Origin of the sequence: Clostridium simiarum (assembly GCF_018919175.1) — a bacterium.
Classification (GTDB): Bacteria; Bacillota; Clostridia; order Clostridiales; family Clostridiaceae; genus Clostridium_L; species Clostridium_L simiarum.
In genome coordinates, this window is sequence record NZ_JAHLQL010000013.1 from 1 (window position 1) to 14,743 (window position 14,743).

The 14,743-nt window shown below is 30.4% G+C and carries 15 protein-coding genes; 3 read left to right on the plus strand and 12 right to left on the minus strand.

The annotated features are described in order from the left end of the window. Nucleotides 1–287 precede the first annotated feature (287 nt). The 3 genes from KQI89_RS17145 to KQI89_RS17155 form a co-directional block, all read right to left on the minus strand. Nucleotides 288–929 (minus strand): lactate utilization protein, encoded by a 642-nt coding sequence (locus KQI89_RS17145; protein WP_216458120.1) that lies wholly within the window; start codon nucleotides 927–929, stop codon nucleotides 288–290. Between the two features lie 124 nt (nucleotides 930–1,053). Next, nucleotides 1,054–1,782 (minus strand): NAD-dependent protein deacylase, encoded by a 729-nt coding sequence (locus tag KQI89_RS17150; RefSeq protein WP_216458121.1) that lies wholly within the window; start codon nucleotides 1,780–1,782, stop codon nucleotides 1,054–1,056. A gap of 130 nt (nucleotides 1,783–1,912) precedes the next feature. Further along, nucleotides 1,913–2,962 (minus strand): patatin-like phospholipase family protein, encoded by a 1,050-nt coding sequence (locus tag KQI89_RS17155; protein ID WP_216458122.1) that lies wholly within the window; start codon nucleotides 2,960–2,962, stop codon nucleotides 1,913–1,915. Nucleotides 2,963–3,126: 164 nt separating this feature from the next. Here KQI89_RS17155 and KQI89_RS17160 point away from each other — a divergent pair, with 164 nt between their 5' ends. Both KQI89_RS17160 and KQI89_RS17165 read left to right on the plus strand, forming a co-directional pair. Next, nucleotides 3,127–3,552, plus strand: a complete 426-nt coding sequence (locus KQI89_RS17160) for a hypothetical protein (RefSeq protein ID WP_216458123.1) — start codon at nucleotides 3,127–3,129, stop codon at nucleotides 3,550–3,552. 208 nt (nucleotides 3,553–3,760) lie between these two features. Continuing rightward, entirely contained in the window at nucleotides 3,761–3,913 is a 153-nt protein-coding gene (locus KQI89_RS17165; protein ID WP_216458124.1) for a hypothetical protein, read from the plus strand. Between the two features lie 134 nt (nucleotides 3,914–4,047). On the opposite strand, the gene KQI89_RS17170 is transcribed toward KQI89_RS17165, so the two are convergent. The 6 genes from KQI89_RS17170 to KQI89_RS17195 all read right to left on the minus strand — a co-directional run bounded on the left by KQI89_RS17170 (nucleotide 4,048) and on the right by KQI89_RS17195 (nucleotide 8,801). Further along, the gene (locus tag KQI89_RS17170) at nucleotides 4,048–5,007 is read right to left on the minus strand and encodes a CPBP family intramembrane glutamic endopeptidase (RefSeq protein WP_216458125.1); all 960 of its coding nucleotides are present in this window, start codon (nucleotides 5,005–5,007) and stop codon (nucleotides 4,048–4,050) included. Nucleotides 5,008–5,301: 294 nt separating this feature from the next. Next, a complete protein-coding gene (locus KQI89_RS17175; RefSeq protein ID WP_216458126.1) occupies nucleotides 5,302–6,540 on the minus strand; it encodes a competence/damage-inducible protein A in 1,239 nt (412 codons plus the stop codon). Between the two features lie 271 nt (nucleotides 6,541–6,811). Continuing rightward, entirely contained in the window at nucleotides 6,812–6,949 is a 138-nt protein-coding gene (locus KQI89_RS17180) for a hypothetical protein (RefSeq protein ID WP_187117417.1), read from the minus strand. Between the two features lie 83 nt (nucleotides 6,950–7,032). After that, nucleotides 7,033–7,197 carry a hypothetical protein gene (locus KQI89_RS17185; protein WP_187117418.1) on the minus strand — a complete coding sequence of 55 codons (165 nt, stop codon included), beginning with the start codon at nucleotides 7,195–7,197 and terminating at the stop codon, nucleotides 7,033–7,035. 196 nt (nucleotides 7,198–7,393) lie between these two features. Next, nucleotides 7,394–8,341 (minus strand): ROK family protein, encoded by a 948-nt coding sequence (locus tag KQI89_RS17190; protein ID WP_032122928.1) that lies wholly within the window; start codon nucleotides 8,339–8,341, stop codon nucleotides 7,394–7,396. A 220-nt stretch (nucleotides 8,342–8,561) separates the two neighbouring features. Next, nucleotides 8,562–8,801, minus strand: coding sequence for a hypothetical protein (locus KQI89_RS17195; protein ID WP_032122929.1), 240 nt, complete (start codon nucleotides 8,799–8,801; stop codon nucleotides 8,562–8,564). A 407-nt stretch (nucleotides 8,802–9,208) separates the two neighbouring features. Here KQI89_RS17195 and rbr point away from each other — a divergent pair, with 407 nt between their 5' ends. Continuing rightward, nucleotides 9,209–9,796, plus strand: a complete 588-nt coding sequence (rbr, locus tag KQI89_RS17200) for a rubrerythrin (RefSeq protein WP_032122930.1) — start codon at nucleotides 9,209–9,211, stop codon at nucleotides 9,794–9,796. Nucleotides 9,797–9,870: 74 nt separating this feature from the next. Here the strand turns inward: rbr and KQI89_RS17205 are convergent, their stop codons facing one another. The 3 genes from KQI89_RS17205 to fusA form a co-directional block, all read right to left on the minus strand. Then, nucleotides 9,871–10,857: a D-isomer specific 2-hydroxyacid dehydrogenase family protein gene (locus KQI89_RS17205; protein WP_216458127.1), complete on the minus strand. Its 987-nt coding sequence runs from the start codon at nucleotides 10,855–10,857 to the stop codon at nucleotides 9,871–9,873. Nucleotides 10,858–10,878: 21 nt separating this feature from the next. After that, nucleotides 10,879–11,940, minus strand: a complete 1,062-nt coding sequence (locus tag KQI89_RS17210) for a PTS sugar transporter subunit IIC (protein ID WP_216458128.1) — start codon at nucleotides 11,938–11,940, stop codon at nucleotides 10,879–10,881. 407 nt (nucleotides 11,941–12,347) lie between these two features. Then, on the minus strand, nucleotides 12,348–14,429 hold the full coding sequence (fusA, locus tag KQI89_RS17215; protein WP_216458129.1) for an elongation factor G: 2,082 nt from the start codon (nucleotides 14,427–14,429) through the stop codon (nucleotides 12,348–12,350). Nucleotides 14,430–14,743: the final 314 nt, after the last annotated feature.

The following is a 14,743-nucleotide window of genomic DNA, read 5'->3' on the forward strand; positions in this document are numbered from 1 at the left end:
CCTAATATATTTAATATTATTCCTTATTTTTAAAGATTATATTTATTATTCTCTCTTTTTCTATGTATTTTCTCATAATCCTTAAGTTGATACGCTAGGTAGTGTTTCTTTTGAAAACTTCTAATTATATATCAATTATTCCTTATACTCATGTAGAATTCACTTGTGAGAGATACTATCTCCATAGGAGCATTAGAATAAGGTATACAATTTACTTTCACTATATGAAGCAAAATGTATCCTTTATCTAAAGTATAATTAGTATTATGAAACATCTCTTTACATAATTAATATCCTAATTCTTCCCCTACTATAATTACCTTTATTCTCCCCTTTATAAATTGCCCTCTTATAATTACAAAGTCATTGCAGATTCTATTGGGACTTTTGCAATCTACACAATATCCTAAAGTAGTGCAAGGTGTATCTTTATTCAATCTCTTTGCATCTATTGGAGCCGCATAACCTCTAACTCTTTTTTCTGCCTCTTCTATATCTTTAACTATTTTATTTATTCCAGTTACTAAAATAACTTGTTTAGGTCCATAAATCATAGGGGCAACTCTACTTCCATTGCCATCAATGTTATAAAGCTCTCCACTTTCTGTTAATGCGTTTGTACTACAAAGAAAAGTATCCGCAGAAAAGTTTTGTATATAAATCTCTTTCTTTTCTTCACTTGTAATGCCTTCTTTATACTTATCTAAAAAATCATAGTTTTCTCTTCTAAGAAAATCAATAACACCAGTATGAAAAAGTGTCATAGAATCTCCCACCCCTACTACAGATTTTTCTGGAATAAGTCTTTGAATAAGCTCTATTAATTCTCTTTTATCATTTACAAAATATCCTTCCATATTTCGCTTTATTAAATTATTTATAGTTCTCTCAACTTGTTTTTCTCTATACCATAAAAGATTCTTGTCCATAAGATATACATCCTTTCTTTAAAAACTTTAATTATTACACATAATATTTAATAAGAAGCTTACTTAACTATTAATTCTTTATTAATATATAAGAAGCTTCTTATCTATTTCTTATTTTCTATTTTTAAAATGTAGCATAGTATAATGCTTCTGCTATACTATCTCTTATAACTAAATCTGCTTTTTTATCATAACTTGTTGGTGTTTTATTGATTAGTATTAGATTTGACCCATTGAAATATTTTACAAGACCTGCTGCTGGATAAACCACAAGAGAAGTTCCTCCTATAATTAATGTATCCGCTTTAGATATATACATTATAGCCTTTTGAATAACATCCATATCTAATCCTTCTTCATAGAGTACCACATCGGGTCTCACGGTTCCACTACACTCTCTACAATGGGGTACTGTACTCTCGCTTTCTAATACATATTTTAAAGAATACTTTTTCCCACATTTAGTGCAATAATTTTTATATAAAGAGCCATGAAGCTCTAGTACATTTTTACTTCCTGCCTCTTGGTGTAAATTATCAATATTTTGAGTTATTATTGCCTTCAATTTACCTATCTCTTCTAACTTTGCTAAAGCTATGTGAGCTTTATTAGGTTTAGCATTAGGATATATCATCTTTTCCCTAACAAATTTAAAGAACTCTTCTTCATGACTTAAAAAGAAACTATGACTAAGCATCTCTTCTGGAGAATAAGCTCGTTTCTCTTTATTATTATAAAGTCCTCCCTCAGATCTGAAATCCGGTATGTTGCTTTCTGTAGAAACTCCTGCTCCACCGAAGAACACAATATTTTTGCTATTATTTATTATTTCTTTTAATTTATCTTTTTCCATATATCTATTCAGCTAAAATTAAAACAAATTGATTTTAATCAATTATAAAAATCTTAAGCTGGAATGTTTCCTCCTTCTAACAAAATATTATTGATTAGAAATCCCTTTGGAGTTTAACTAAGAATCTAATTTAGCTTCTGCTATTACCTAAATTAGATACCTTTTTTAATTTCTGAAAAAGTTCTGATCTATTTTTCTCCCTTTTTCCTTTTGCTACCTTTTTAAGACTATTATCTAAAACTCTCATATGCTTTATTCTTTTTATACTATCTTCAATGGATGATTCATAATTTAGAACCTCTTCTAAGTTATTATCTAATATATCCCTTTTTCCTCTTAAATATAAATCTAGATCTTCACTTTCTTTAAAGTCATCCATTACGCCTTTAAAGATTTTTAAGGTATCCTTATATCCATCTATTATTCTTTCAATAGCCCCGAAGCTAGTAAAATCTAAGGTTCCACTTATCCATCCACCTTGATCCTTTGATGGAAGAATCTCTATTATATTACAGTTTGGAAATTCTTCTTTATTTATACGGTTAGCCTTATGAAAATATATTACTATAATAGTGTCAAATCCATCCTTATATAATGGAGTTACTGGTACATTATCCTTCAATCCACCATCAACGTAATGATCTCCATCTATTAAAACCTTGTCAAAAACTAAAGGTATGGATGTGGTAGCTGATAGCACTGTTTTTATCTTATGTTCATCATATCCGTTTACTTTGAAATAACTAGCTTCCATATCAATTACCTTACAGCACGTAGCATAAAAGGGCCTCTTTTCATCCTTTATAAAATCATAATCTATACTATTATCTATTATTTCTAAAAGTCCTTCTCTTGTTACTGTACCGTACTCTTCTAGTTTATCAGCCCATTGAATGATATTCTCTACTTTTTTCTGAGCTAGCTCCACAAATATAAAATTTCTTAAGATAAGCTTTTTATCCACTGGAAGCATTTTTTCTTGAGATATGTTTATCCATATATTTTCCGCTACTTCATACTTATCTTGCAAGAAAAGAGCTGCATTTAAAGCTCCTATGGAAGTACCTGAAACTCCCTTTGCATGTTTATCAATACCTAGTTCTTTAAGTGCCTTCCAAACACCTATCTGGTAAGCTCCTTTTCCACCTCCCCCTGCAAAAACAACACCTACTTTTCCCATAAAATCCACCTGCCCATTACAAAATTATATGATAAGTACTATCTCTAATATATAACTTAATTATATACTAAAAATCATTTAAAATTCTTAACATATAGTAAAATTTATTACTTTAATGAGTATAAATATAATAGGTGTATTATAAATTTTAGGAGTTGAATCTATTGTTTATCTTTTTTTTAATACTAATTATACTTTTAGCCTCAGCAGGAATGTATTATTACTTAGCACAAAAGCTAGATTCTCAAAGAAAACAACTTTTAGTGTTAAGTAAGCAAAATGACGTTTTAAGAGACAAGTTTTCTAAACATAAGAAGGGTTCTGTTGAATTTAAAGAGCTTACTGTAAGATATTCTATTCCAGCCTTTAAAGAAGGAATCACAATAGAAAAAAGTTCTCTTTACATCGCTCCCTATACAGAAAGTCCTCTTCTTATGTATATGGAAAAAGCCATAAATGTTAGCATAATAATAAAAGCAGAGCTTTTAAACACTACCTGGTATGAGGTTTATCTTCATACAAATTCCTCCATAAATTGCCGTGGTTGGATTAAAGCTAATGAAGTTAAGCCTGTAAACACTAATATATAGGTAATTTTATGTCTAAATTATTAATTCAATGAGAAATTATGTGATATTTCTGAAAAATATGTTAGAATTATATCAATAACTCCTTTCAGTTAATGATGAATATTCTAGGAAAATCTAACCCATAATTATAATAGACCTTTTAAAGATTATTAACCTATTAGAATATTTTTCATAACTTAATACTATAAGTTAGGGGAGGTTTTGGTATATGGATGAAAAGGTACTTATAATTCCTACTAAAAGGAAAGATTTACGCATAATAAGTAGAAAAAGTTTAACCATAGGTGTAGGTATTGGTATTGCCATAGCTGCTACTATAGGTGCTACTTTTTTCTTGAAACATTCACCAAAGGGAGCTTAATTAAGTATATAACTAATGTTTATTTTAAAACTATATACTAATCTACAAATTCAAAATCAACATAAGAAAGGCTTTCAAAGAAAAATCTTCGAAAGCCTTTTATTTTTGCTTAAAAAACTATATTTTTAACCAATCTAAAAATAAACTCTATATATATAAAATCCATAAAATAAAACAGTAATTATAAAAGGTATGTTTATTACAAATTCTTCCCTTAACTCTTTTTCATTGAAATCAGATTCAATACTAATAGTGCCATCCCCTGAATAGCTGTAAGGGGAGCTAGAGACAATTTGTCCTCTCTTCTTTCTCATATTTGATAAAACCTTCAAAAGAAATATTATAATTATGGTAGCAATCATAGCAACTATGCCTAAATTAACAAGCTCTTTAAACATATCTGCTCTTGAAAGAGTTCCTAAACTTTTCTTCGCTTCCTCTACTCCTGGTACATTCATCACAACTCTAGATAGAACCACTTGAAATCCATTAAAAGTAAAATGACATAGCATAGTGGCAAATATTGAGTTTGTTATCCTTACTATATATGCAAACAAAACTCCTAAAGCAAAAGCATATAAAAACTGATTAGGATTTAAATGTAGAATACCAAATATAAGTCCATTCATTAATGCTGCTTTTAATGTGCTCTTTTTATCATAACCTGAAAGTACAATTCCCCTCATAACTATTTCTTCACATATTGCTGGAACCACCGCCATTATAAAAATCATAGAACCCAATGACAAACTCTCTAGTGTTCTAAAGGCTTCTTCCACCACATTATTAGAAAACATATTTGATATAGATACTAAAAACCCAGCTACAAATTGACTCAATAGGGTAATTACTATTAATATTAAAATTTCTTTAAAGCTTATAGGATTCAATCTTAAGGTTTCTTTAATAGACTTTTTCGTTATAATAAAATATATTATTGAAGGAATAATTAAAAATATAACTTGGGTTAAAACTAGTAGAGTGGGCATACTTAAATTCATATGCCTAAATATAGGAACTAATATTGTTCCCCCAAGAACTTGTCCTATAATAACTATTAATGCAAAAATATTTGCTTTAAACACAGGTTTCATAATCATCACCTTACTTTCTTAAAAATTTTATTAAATATATGAATATATACTAAAATATTGGTAATACTTAAAATGGATGGCTAATAATATTAAATCGCCTCTCCCCCATTTTTATATAAATCCCCAAAATTCCTCCAGAATAATACTGGGGGAATTTTTAACTTAAATTTTAGCTTTTAAGAAATTTCTCAAAGCTAAATTCTTGTTGTTTTTTTATCCTATGCTTATGAGCCATAGCATTTTTATCCTCTATTAGCTTATAATAAGTAAGCAGCATTTAAACCTAAGATCTTTTTATAATTTATTTAATTCTAATCTTACCCAATTCAGCGCTTCCATAGTAGTTCTAGCTCTTACTCTTTCTCTATTACCTGGTATATTTAACTTTTTAACCATGGATTTTCCTCTAATACAGATTCCTATGTAAACAAGTCCTACAGGCTTTTCCTCTGTACCTCCATCTGGTCCTGCTATTCCTGTGGAAGATATACCTATATCCACACCAGCCTTTTTTACAATTCCTTCAGCCATTTCTCTAGCTGTTTCTTCACTGACAGCTCCATACTTTTCTAAAGTCTCTACTTTAACTCCTAAGTTTTCTACTTTAGATTTATTTGAATAAGTTACAACACCTTCCATAAACACTTCAGAAACGCCAGGATAATTAACTAGTTTAGAAGCTATCATCCCTCCTGTGCAAGACTCTGCCACTGCAATAGTAAGTCTTTTTTGTAAAAGCTTTCTTGCTACTACCTCTTCTAAAGTATCTTCTCCCTCACCATAGATATATTCACCAAGTCTCTCTTTTATTTTATTTTCTACGGGTTTTATAATATCTCTTGCTTCTTCTTCATCCTTTGCTTTAGCCGTAATTCTTAATGTGACATCCATCTCCTTTGCGTAGGGAGCTACTGTAGGATTATTTCGACTTTCTAGTATATCTTTAATTTCCTCTGCCATACTAGACTCGCCTATGCCAAATAACCGGATTACTTTAGAATAAAGAGTACTGTCTGTTATGGTCTTTAAAAATGGTACAACGCCCTCTTTAAACATAGGTATAATTTCTCTTGGAGGTCCAGGAAGTACTATAATTATTTCTCCATTTTTCCCTTTCATTATAGCTCCTGGGGCAGTCCCATTATTATTTTTTAATATTATATCCTCCTTAGGAAAATAAGCTTGTTTTTTATTGCTTTCACTCATTTTTCTTCCAGTAATATTAAAATAATTTTCAATGTCTTTTAGAGCTTCTTCATTTAAAGTTAATTCTTTTCCTAAAAACTTTGCTGCTATTTCCTTTGTAATATCATCTTGTGTAGGTCCAAGCCCACCACTAGTTATAACCATGTCACATCTTTTAAAAGCTTCTTTAAAAGCATCTAAAAGTCTATCTTCATTATCTCCTATCACTGTTTGATGGTATACTTCTACACCTAACGCTGCTAACTCCTTTGATAAAAATTGTGCATTGGTATTTAATATATCTCCAAGAAGCAACTCTGTTCCAACTGCTATTATTTCTGCTTTCATAAAATTACTCTGACCTTATTCCTTATTTTATTATTTTAAAGCCAGATAAATTCACTTCCTTTCCTACAAATTACAAATATTCACATAAAGTATTATATCATATTAATATTAAAGCTACCTACCATTTATAATTATATAATTATAAATAGTAGGTAGTTATATATAAAAAATCTCTCCTTCTTGATTAGTTAACTTCATGAACCATAACTCATAAAAATTTACGCTTTACATAATCATTAAATATACTATCTAAGATAAGAGAGATTTGTCTCTATTTCCAATCTTCCTTTAAAGATTGTTTCTTTATTGTTCTATTTTTATTTTTAGCAGTTTCTCTTGTAATAGGAGTTTGAAAATTGCACTTTTCCATACGAGCTATCTTATTATCTGGCTGGCTATCTTTAGTCATCTACTTCCCCTCCTTTGTCCTTAGCAGTTAACAATGAAAAAACTATAGTTATTTTTAGTTTTATAATTACAATAATATTATATTTAGTGTATGCTTAAAGGTTCTTCAATTTTTCTATGGCCACTCTTAGCTTTACCTTGAATTTCAGGTACAGGCTCTACAGTATTTTTAGGGAATTTCTGTTTTTTGTTACTTTCTGTTCCGTGAGATGACTTAGGGTCTGGTCTTCTCATACCTTTTTTAGCCATTAGTATCCACTCCTTAATATAAATTTTAAAGCTCTTTAAATTAATTTACTTTAATACATTTTAATATTATTATTAACCAAGTGGATTTTTATATACCAGTATTAAAATAGTTAATATGGTAATAGGTTGTGTTTATATATATAAAATCTCCAGAAAACATTTTCTGGAGATTTTATTTTTATTATTATTTTTTAAACTACTTACTTTCAGTCATAGCTAATGCTACAGCTCCCATAACTCCAGCCTTTTCGCCTAAAGCTGCTGGTACTATTTTACAAGAAGCTGCCATAGCTTCAAAGCATCTTTTGCCTACAACTTCTTGTATTCTATCAAATATTATTCTTCCAGCTTTTGTTACCCCTCCGCCAATAACTATCATTTCAGGGTCAAAGCTTGTTATAATATTTGCAATTCCTATTCCTAAATACTCTAAACTGGTATCTATTATATGTCTTGCAACGCTGTCTCCCTTTGCAGCCTCTTTAAAAACTTCATAAGAAGTTATGGTTTCATAGTGTGAAAGAGTCGTATCTCTTCCACTTTCCACTGCCTCTTTTGCTCTTTTAGCAATAGCTGTTCCTGAAGATAAAGCTTCTAGGCAACCATAATTTCCACAATTACATCTAGGTCCGTCTGGAAGTAACGTGGTGTGACCTACTTCTAAGGCATTACAAGTATTTCCCCTGTAAAGTCTTCCATTTATTATAGCACCACCGCCAACACCAGTACTTACAGTAACATATATCATGTTTTCGGTATTTCTTCCAGCACCTAGCATGTGCTCTCCTATAGCCGCTACATTGGCATCATTATCTAAAAATGCAGGTACATTGAACTTTTCCTTTATAGGTGTTAAAATATCAAAATTCTTAAAAGGTATATTAGGAGTTGTAATTATAATTCCTTTTTTGGAATCTAAAGGCCCTGGTGAACCAATTCCTATAGCTTTTATGTCATCTACAGTTTTTCCTGAACTTATAATTAAGTCTTGAATAACTTCTATTATTCTTCCAAGTACTGACTTTTCGCCCTCTTCAGCTTTAGTTGGTAAAGTATTTTCTTTTATTATATTACCCTCTAAATCTGTGATGGCTCCTGCTATTTTAGTTCCACCTAAATCGATTCCTATTAAGTATTTTTTCATTAAAAAACCCTCCACACTAAAATGCTTGTACAAATATTTTTACGAGTAAATGTAAAACATAAATATTTGGTTAATATCTTTGGTTACATAAATATTTTAATAGGCCTAGGTGTATTCTTGAAAACCTAGGCAAGAATGATAAATTTAATAACATTATACCATAAAATGATAAAATTTTAACTTCTATTATGATAAAAACTTCTTCATCATTATATGCAACTTAATTTTTTCTCCTACATGCTGATATATTTACTTTTCCCTCATCATTTATATCCCTATAACTTATATCAAAGCCTTTATTTTTTAACATAACACATATTATTTCTGCCTCATTTCTCTTTCCTTCCTCTAAGGCTATAGTAAATTTATCATTGTGACCTACAATATCTATATAATCATTTATATTGCTATAATCATTTAATCCTAAATGCCCTGATATATCTAATCTATAATCAGACATACAAAAAACTCCTTCCTTAAATATAGTTTTTTAAGCACTTGATTTGAATTTGTCAAACAATTTTGATTATGTTATAATTATAATGTGAAATTATTGATTTACTACAGTATAATTTTAAATTAAGATTATACCTTATAATAAGTTTATAATCTTAATTTATCCATAACAATATATTTTATTCATTTGTATTTCTCATTTATTCAATATATATATAGCATATAATAAAGTAATTTACACAAGATCCTAGATTTTGATTTTATGCATTTACCGTTTAAAGTCCAGTGATACAAAACCGTAGATTTTGCTTTTCTGATTTTCTAGAGTAAGCATAATCTTTATATTTATAGTAGACAAGCTCTGTATTTTACAGAATTTAAATAAATATCTTATATAGGAGGTTATTTATTATGAAGTCATTAAAAGGAACTAAAACCGCTGAAAATCTACTAAAGGCCTTTGCTGGGGAATCTCAAGCAAGAACTAGGTACACTTATTATGCTTCCCAGGCAAAAAAAGAAGGGTATGTTCAAATATCACAAATTTTTGAAGAAACTGCTGAAAATGAAAAAGAACATGCTAAAAGATTTTTTAAATTCTTAAATGAAGATTTAAAAGGTGAAATGGTTGAGATTAACGGTGCTTCTTATCCTGTTGGTCTTGGTGATACTAAAGAAAATCTTTTAGCGGCAGCAGAAGGTGAAAAAGAAGAATGGTCCGATCTTTATCCTGAGTTTGCTAATATAGCTGAAGAAGAAGGCTTTAAAGAAATTGCAATAGCTTTTAGAAACATTGCAAAAGTTGAAGTTGAACATGAAAAAAGATATAGAAAATTACTAGAAAACATAGAAAAAAATCAAGTATTCAAAAAAGAAGAAAAAGTATTTTGGAGATGTTTAAATTGTGGATTTATTATAGAAGCTGCGGAAGCTCCTCAAAAATGTCCTGCCTGTATTCATCCACAAGGATACTTTGAAGTGTATTACCCAAATTATTAATATAAAAAGGAGTGATTGCAATCACTCCTTAATTTGAAACAAAGAGCATTTATATCCTATTAAATCTCTTTGTTTTATTTAATTTCATTTTTACATTGACCAGATATTTCAAAATCTTTAAGATTTTGTAGTGAATACTCTACCATGTTAGCTACTGCCTCATCGGTATAGAAACCAAAATGTGGTGTTACTAACACATTTGGAAATTGCATTAATCTTGCTAAGTTATCATCCTTTATTAGAGAATTTGTATGATCATTGTGGAAAATTCCAACCTCATTTTCATAAACATCTGTAGCAAGACCTGCTATCTTACCGGATTTTAATCCCTCTATTACTGCTTCTGCGTCCATAAGTGCACCACGAGCAGTATTAACTATTACCACTCCATCCCTCATTTTTGCTATATTTTCTCTGTTTATTATATGATAGTTATCATCTGTTAATGGACAGTGTAGTGATATTATATCCGCTTCTTTAAATAGTTCATCTAGAGTTCTATATTCAATGTATTTCTTAGCTTCTTCATTTTGGTATAGGTCATAACCTATCATCTTTGCTCCAAATCCTGAAAAAGCTTTGATTGTAGTTAATCCAATCCTACCAGTTCCAATAAAACCTATGGTCTTATTACGTAATTCAAATCCAATAAGCCCTGCTAAACCAAAGTTTTGAACATCTACACGGCGGATAGCTTGTTGTAGATTACGAGCTACACATAGTGTTGAAGCTACTGCAAATTCAGCTACTGCATTTGGTGAATATGCTGGAACATTACATGCACGTACATCAAATTTCTTTGCTGCCTCTATGTCTATATTATTAATCCCTGCGGAACGAGTAGCCAAGTACTTTACTCCAAGCTTAGATATTTTCTCTATGGCCTCTTTATTGGCATTACAGTTTCCTAATATGGATACTGCATCATATCCTTCTGCCAAATGTGCATTTTGTGGTCCAAAAGATTCTTTAAGTACTGTTACTTCATGACCTATTTGTTTTGAGTATTTTTCAAAACTTGATAATTCATCAGGGCGTACACAATATGCTAAAATTTTCATCTGATAATTCCCCCTAACTTTCTATTCAAAATTTAATCTATAATCTTCATCATTCACTAATTTAATTACCTTAGTGAATATATAATTAAATACAAATCCTAATATTATGGGCACTACAACAAATATAATAGCAACTAACATTATATTTCCAAAGCTCCATCCGCCCTCCATAAGGTTAAGAGCATTTACAGGTCCTATTAAACCTGAAATTCCAAATCCTGCACTCATAGGTGTACCTTGTATATTAAATATTCCTGCTAAAGCACCCAATATAGCTGCATTACATACTATTGGCACTATCATACGTGGCTTTTTAACAAAGTTAGCCATCTGCATCTTTGGTGAACCTAAGAAGTGAGCCACAGAAGTTCCAACAGAATTAGATCTCCATCCGCATACTGCTAATCCAAAGCCTGCCGCAACTATTCCAAGGTTTGCTGCACCAGATCCTATTCCCGCTAAAGATATTGCTGTAGCAACTCCTACTGTAGATATAGGTGAAACTATTAATAGTGCAAAAGCTACTGATGTTAAGGCACCCATAAGTATTGGTTGAAGAACTGTAAAGTTTTGGATAACTTGTCCTATATATTTAGTTATAAGTTTAACATATGGAAGAGTTCCTAGTCCTAATAATCCTGCCACAGTGATAACTATAGTTGGAACTAATAATATAGTGTATGCCTTTAGACGATTTCCAAGTAGCAAAACTATGCCAGCAGCCATAGCTGCAGTAATACCTGCGTTGATAACATCCCCAGTACCTGCAAAAGTAAATGCTCCCTTTGCAGCTGTAGCAGCCACTCCTGAACCTACCACTGTTGCAATACCAACGGAAGCAGATTGTATTGGAGTAAATTTAAATTGCATTGATATAGTTACACCTATAACCATAGGTAACATTCTAGCAGCTAAATTAGTAATATCTATAATTGCTTGAGCAGCTGGGAATACAGGTAGTAAAGCTTTTGCTAATTCACCAAGTAAAGCCCCTGGAACTAATGCAACAACTATACCTATACTTAGACCAGCAAGAACCTTGTTGAAAAAATCTTTTCCAGTCATCTTTTGTGTTTTCGACATAATAACTCTCCTTTCGACTTTTGTCTTATAATATTGAATTTTATTAGATTGTAGAAAAAATGTCAAGCCATAATTTTATTTATGAAAAAATAATTCTCTTTTGAATATTTACAAAATTCTTTTGTTATTTCTTACATATTGTTATTTGTATTATGTACTTTTATTAATTTCTTTATGCTAATTAGGATATTGTTAATTTATCGCTTTATTTGCAATTACTTTTTTAACAAACTGTCAAAAAGATTACTTTGTTAATATATGTATAACATTCTATTAAAATATAAATTAAACTAAATATTTCTATATTAAATATTTAGTTTTAAATTTAATTATTTTTTATTATGTAAAATTTGTGCAAATTAAAAAGTCTACACTTAAATTAAGTGTAGACTTTTTTGACATATTATTTATTCTGCTTTAGCTTCTTTTGCCTTTTCTATAATCCTTTCCACTTCTGAAGCCGGTACTTCTTCATATCTTTCAAACTTCATTCTAAAATTTCCTCTTGCTTGAGTTATTGACCTTAAATCTGTAGCATACCTAAACATTTCAGATTGAGGCACTTCTGCAATTATTTTCTGTAATCCATCCTCTGGCTCCATCCCCAAAACCTTACCTCTTTTCTTATTTATATCACCTATAACATCTCCCATGTACTCATCTGGTACAGTTATCTCTGCATACATTATAGGTTCAAGAATAACAGGATTTGCTTGCTCTAACCCTTTCTTATATGCTAAAGATGCAGCTATTTTAAAGGCCATTTCCGAGGAATCTACTGGGTGATATGAACCATCATATAAAGTAGCTTTTAATGCTATAACTGGATATCCCGCTAATACCCCCTTACTCATACATTCCCTTAATCCTTTTTCCACTGCTGGTATAAAGTTTCTTGGAACCACTCCTCCAACAACTTTATCTACAAATTGAAGCTCTTCCCCTTCATGACTTGGTTCAAATTTTATCTTAACATCACCATATTGACCATGTCCACCTGATTGTTTTTTATGTTTACCTTGTACGTCAGCTTTTCCTTTTATAGTTTCTCTATAAGCAACCTTTGGTTCCCTTAATGTTACTTCTGAACCAAATTTATTTTTAAGTTTGCTTGCTATAACCTCAAGATGAGTTTCCCCTACTCCTGAAACTATAGTCTCAGCATTTTCAACATCTCTTTCAACTCTAAAGGTTGGGTCCTCCTCTAACAATTTGGTAAGTCCTGAAGATATCTTATCTTCATCGCCTTTAGATTTAGGTAGTACCGCCATAGAGATTACTGGCTCTGGAAAGTTAAATTTATCATATATTATTTTATGGGATGGATCACAAAGTGTATCTCCTGTATTAGTAAACTGAAGCTTTGAAACTGCTCCAATATCTCCTGCTATTATTTCTTTTGCAGGAATCTGATTCTTTCCTCTCATAAAATAAAGAGTACCTAATTTTTCTGATTTTTCTTTATTACTATTCCAAACAGTTATATCTGATTGGACTTTTCCTGTTATAACTCTAAACAAAGATAGTTTTCCTACAAATGGGTCTGCCACAGTTTTAAATACCATTGCTGAGAAAGGATCTTTTTCATTTAATTTTATAAATATCTCTTTATTTTCTTTTATATCTGTAGCCTTTTGAGGTATAGCATATTCTGGTGAAGGGAAACATTCTATCATGTCCTCTAATAAAGTACTCATTCCTATATTTAAAAGTGCACTTCCACACATAACTGGAGCTATTTCTCCATCAGAACATCCTTGTATAAGTCCTTTATATATTTCCTCGTCACTTAATAAGCCTTCACTAAAATATTTATCTAATAAAACTTCATCAGTTTCAGCCACAGCTTCCATTATCATTTGTTTACATTCATCTATTTTATCTACCAAATCTTCTGGAATTTCGGATATCTCCATTTCTTTAGTCTTAGGATTAAAAATTCTAGCTCTTCTAGATATTACATTTATAACCCCTTTAAAATTTTCTTCGCTACCTATTGGATATTGAATTGGAACAACTGATATCCCAAATTTTTCTTTCAGACTGGCAAGAACTTTTTCAAAATTACTATTTTCTCTATCTAATTTATTTATAAAAAAGGTTCTTGGAAGTTTAATCTTATTAACATAATTCCATGCTTTCTCTGTTCCTACTTGTATTCCTGACCTACCTGACAATACTATCATGGCAACGTCAACAGATCTCATACCTTGGATAGATTCTCCTACAAAATCAAAATATCCTGGTAAATCAACTAAGTTAACCTTTACATTTTCCCATTCAAAAGGCAACACAGAAGCTGAAATAGATATAGCTCTCTTCTTTTCTTCTGCATCAAAGTCGCTTACTGTATTTCCTTCTTCGATTTTTCCCATTCTATCAGTAGTTTTAGTATAATATAGAAGTGCCTCCGCTAGTGTAGTCTTTCCTGAACCACTATGTCCTATTATTCCTACATTTCTTAAGTTTTTGGTTTTATACTCTTTCATCAGCAAGACCCCCTAATTTAGTTTTTAAAATATTCTGAATCATTATATTAATATATTCTATAAAGTAGAATTAAATCCTTCCTAATAGATTAAATATTATAAATATTTTAACAACTATTGCTTTAATAAATTAATAAAGATGGGTTTCCTATAAAGTATTAGCAATGTTAAATACAAAAAAAGCTACAAAATATGTAGCTTTATCTTACCATAAAATTCTTGTATTAAAATTTATCAAAAAATAAAAAATGGCTCCGCGAAGAGGATTCGAACCTCCAACCTATCGGTTAACAGCCGAGTGCTCCACCGTTGAG

Bases quoted from the DNA above. Each gene is read 5' to 3' on its own strand.
- KQI89_RS17145 (WP_216458120.1), bottom strand. From the start codon at position 929: ATGGACAAGAATCTTTTATGGTATAGAGAAAAACAAGTTGAGAGAACT.
- KQI89_RS17150 (WP_216458121.1), bottom strand. From the start codon at position 1,782: ATGGAAAAAGATAAATTAAAAGAAATAATAAATAATAGCAAAAATATT.
- KQI89_RS17155 (WP_216458122.1), bottom strand. From the start codon at position 2,962: ATGGGAAAAGTAGGTGTTGTTTTTGCAGGGGGAGGTGGAAAAGGAGCT.
- KQI89_RS17165 (WP_216458124.1), top strand. From the start codon at position 3,761: ATGGATGAAAAGGTACTTATAATTCCTACTAAAAGGAAAGATTTACGC.
- KQI89_RS17170 (WP_216458125.1), bottom strand. From the start codon at position 5,007: ATGAAACCTGTGTTTAAAGCAAATATTTTTGCATTAATAGTTATTATA.
- KQI89_RS17175 (WP_216458126.1), bottom strand. From the start codon at position 6,540: ATGAAAGCAGAAATAATAGCAGTTGGAACAGAGTTGCTTCTTGGAGAT.
- KQI89_RS17180 (WP_187117417.1), bottom strand. From the start codon at position 6,949: ATGACTAAAGATAGCCAGCCAGATAATAAGATAGCTCGTATGGAAAAG.
- KQI89_RS17185 (WP_187117418.1), bottom strand. From the start codon at position 7,197: ATGGCTAAAAAAGGTATGAGAAGACCAGACCCTAAGTCATCTCACGGA.
- KQI89_RS17190 (WP_032122928.1), bottom strand. From the start codon at position 8,341: ATGAAAAAATACTTAATAGGAATCGATTTAGGTGGAACTAAAATAGCA.
- KQI89_RS17195 (WP_032122929.1), bottom strand. From the start codon at position 8,801: ATGTCTGATTATAGATTAGATATATCAGGGCATTTAGGATTAAATGAT.
- rbr (WP_032122930.1), top strand. From the start codon at position 9,209: ATGAAGTCATTAAAAGGAACTAAAACCGCTGAAAATCTACTAAAGGCC.
- KQI89_RS17205 (WP_216458127.1), bottom strand. From the start codon at position 10,857: ATGAAAATTTTAGCATATTGTGTACGCCCTGATGAATTATCAAGTTTT.
- KQI89_RS17210 (WP_216458128.1), bottom strand. From the start codon at position 11,940: ATGTCGAAAACACAAAAGATGACTGGAAAAGATTTTTTCAACAAGGTT.
- fusA (WP_216458129.1), bottom strand. From the start codon at position 14,429: ATGAAAGAGTATAAAACCAAAAACTTAAGAAATGTAGGAATAATAGGA.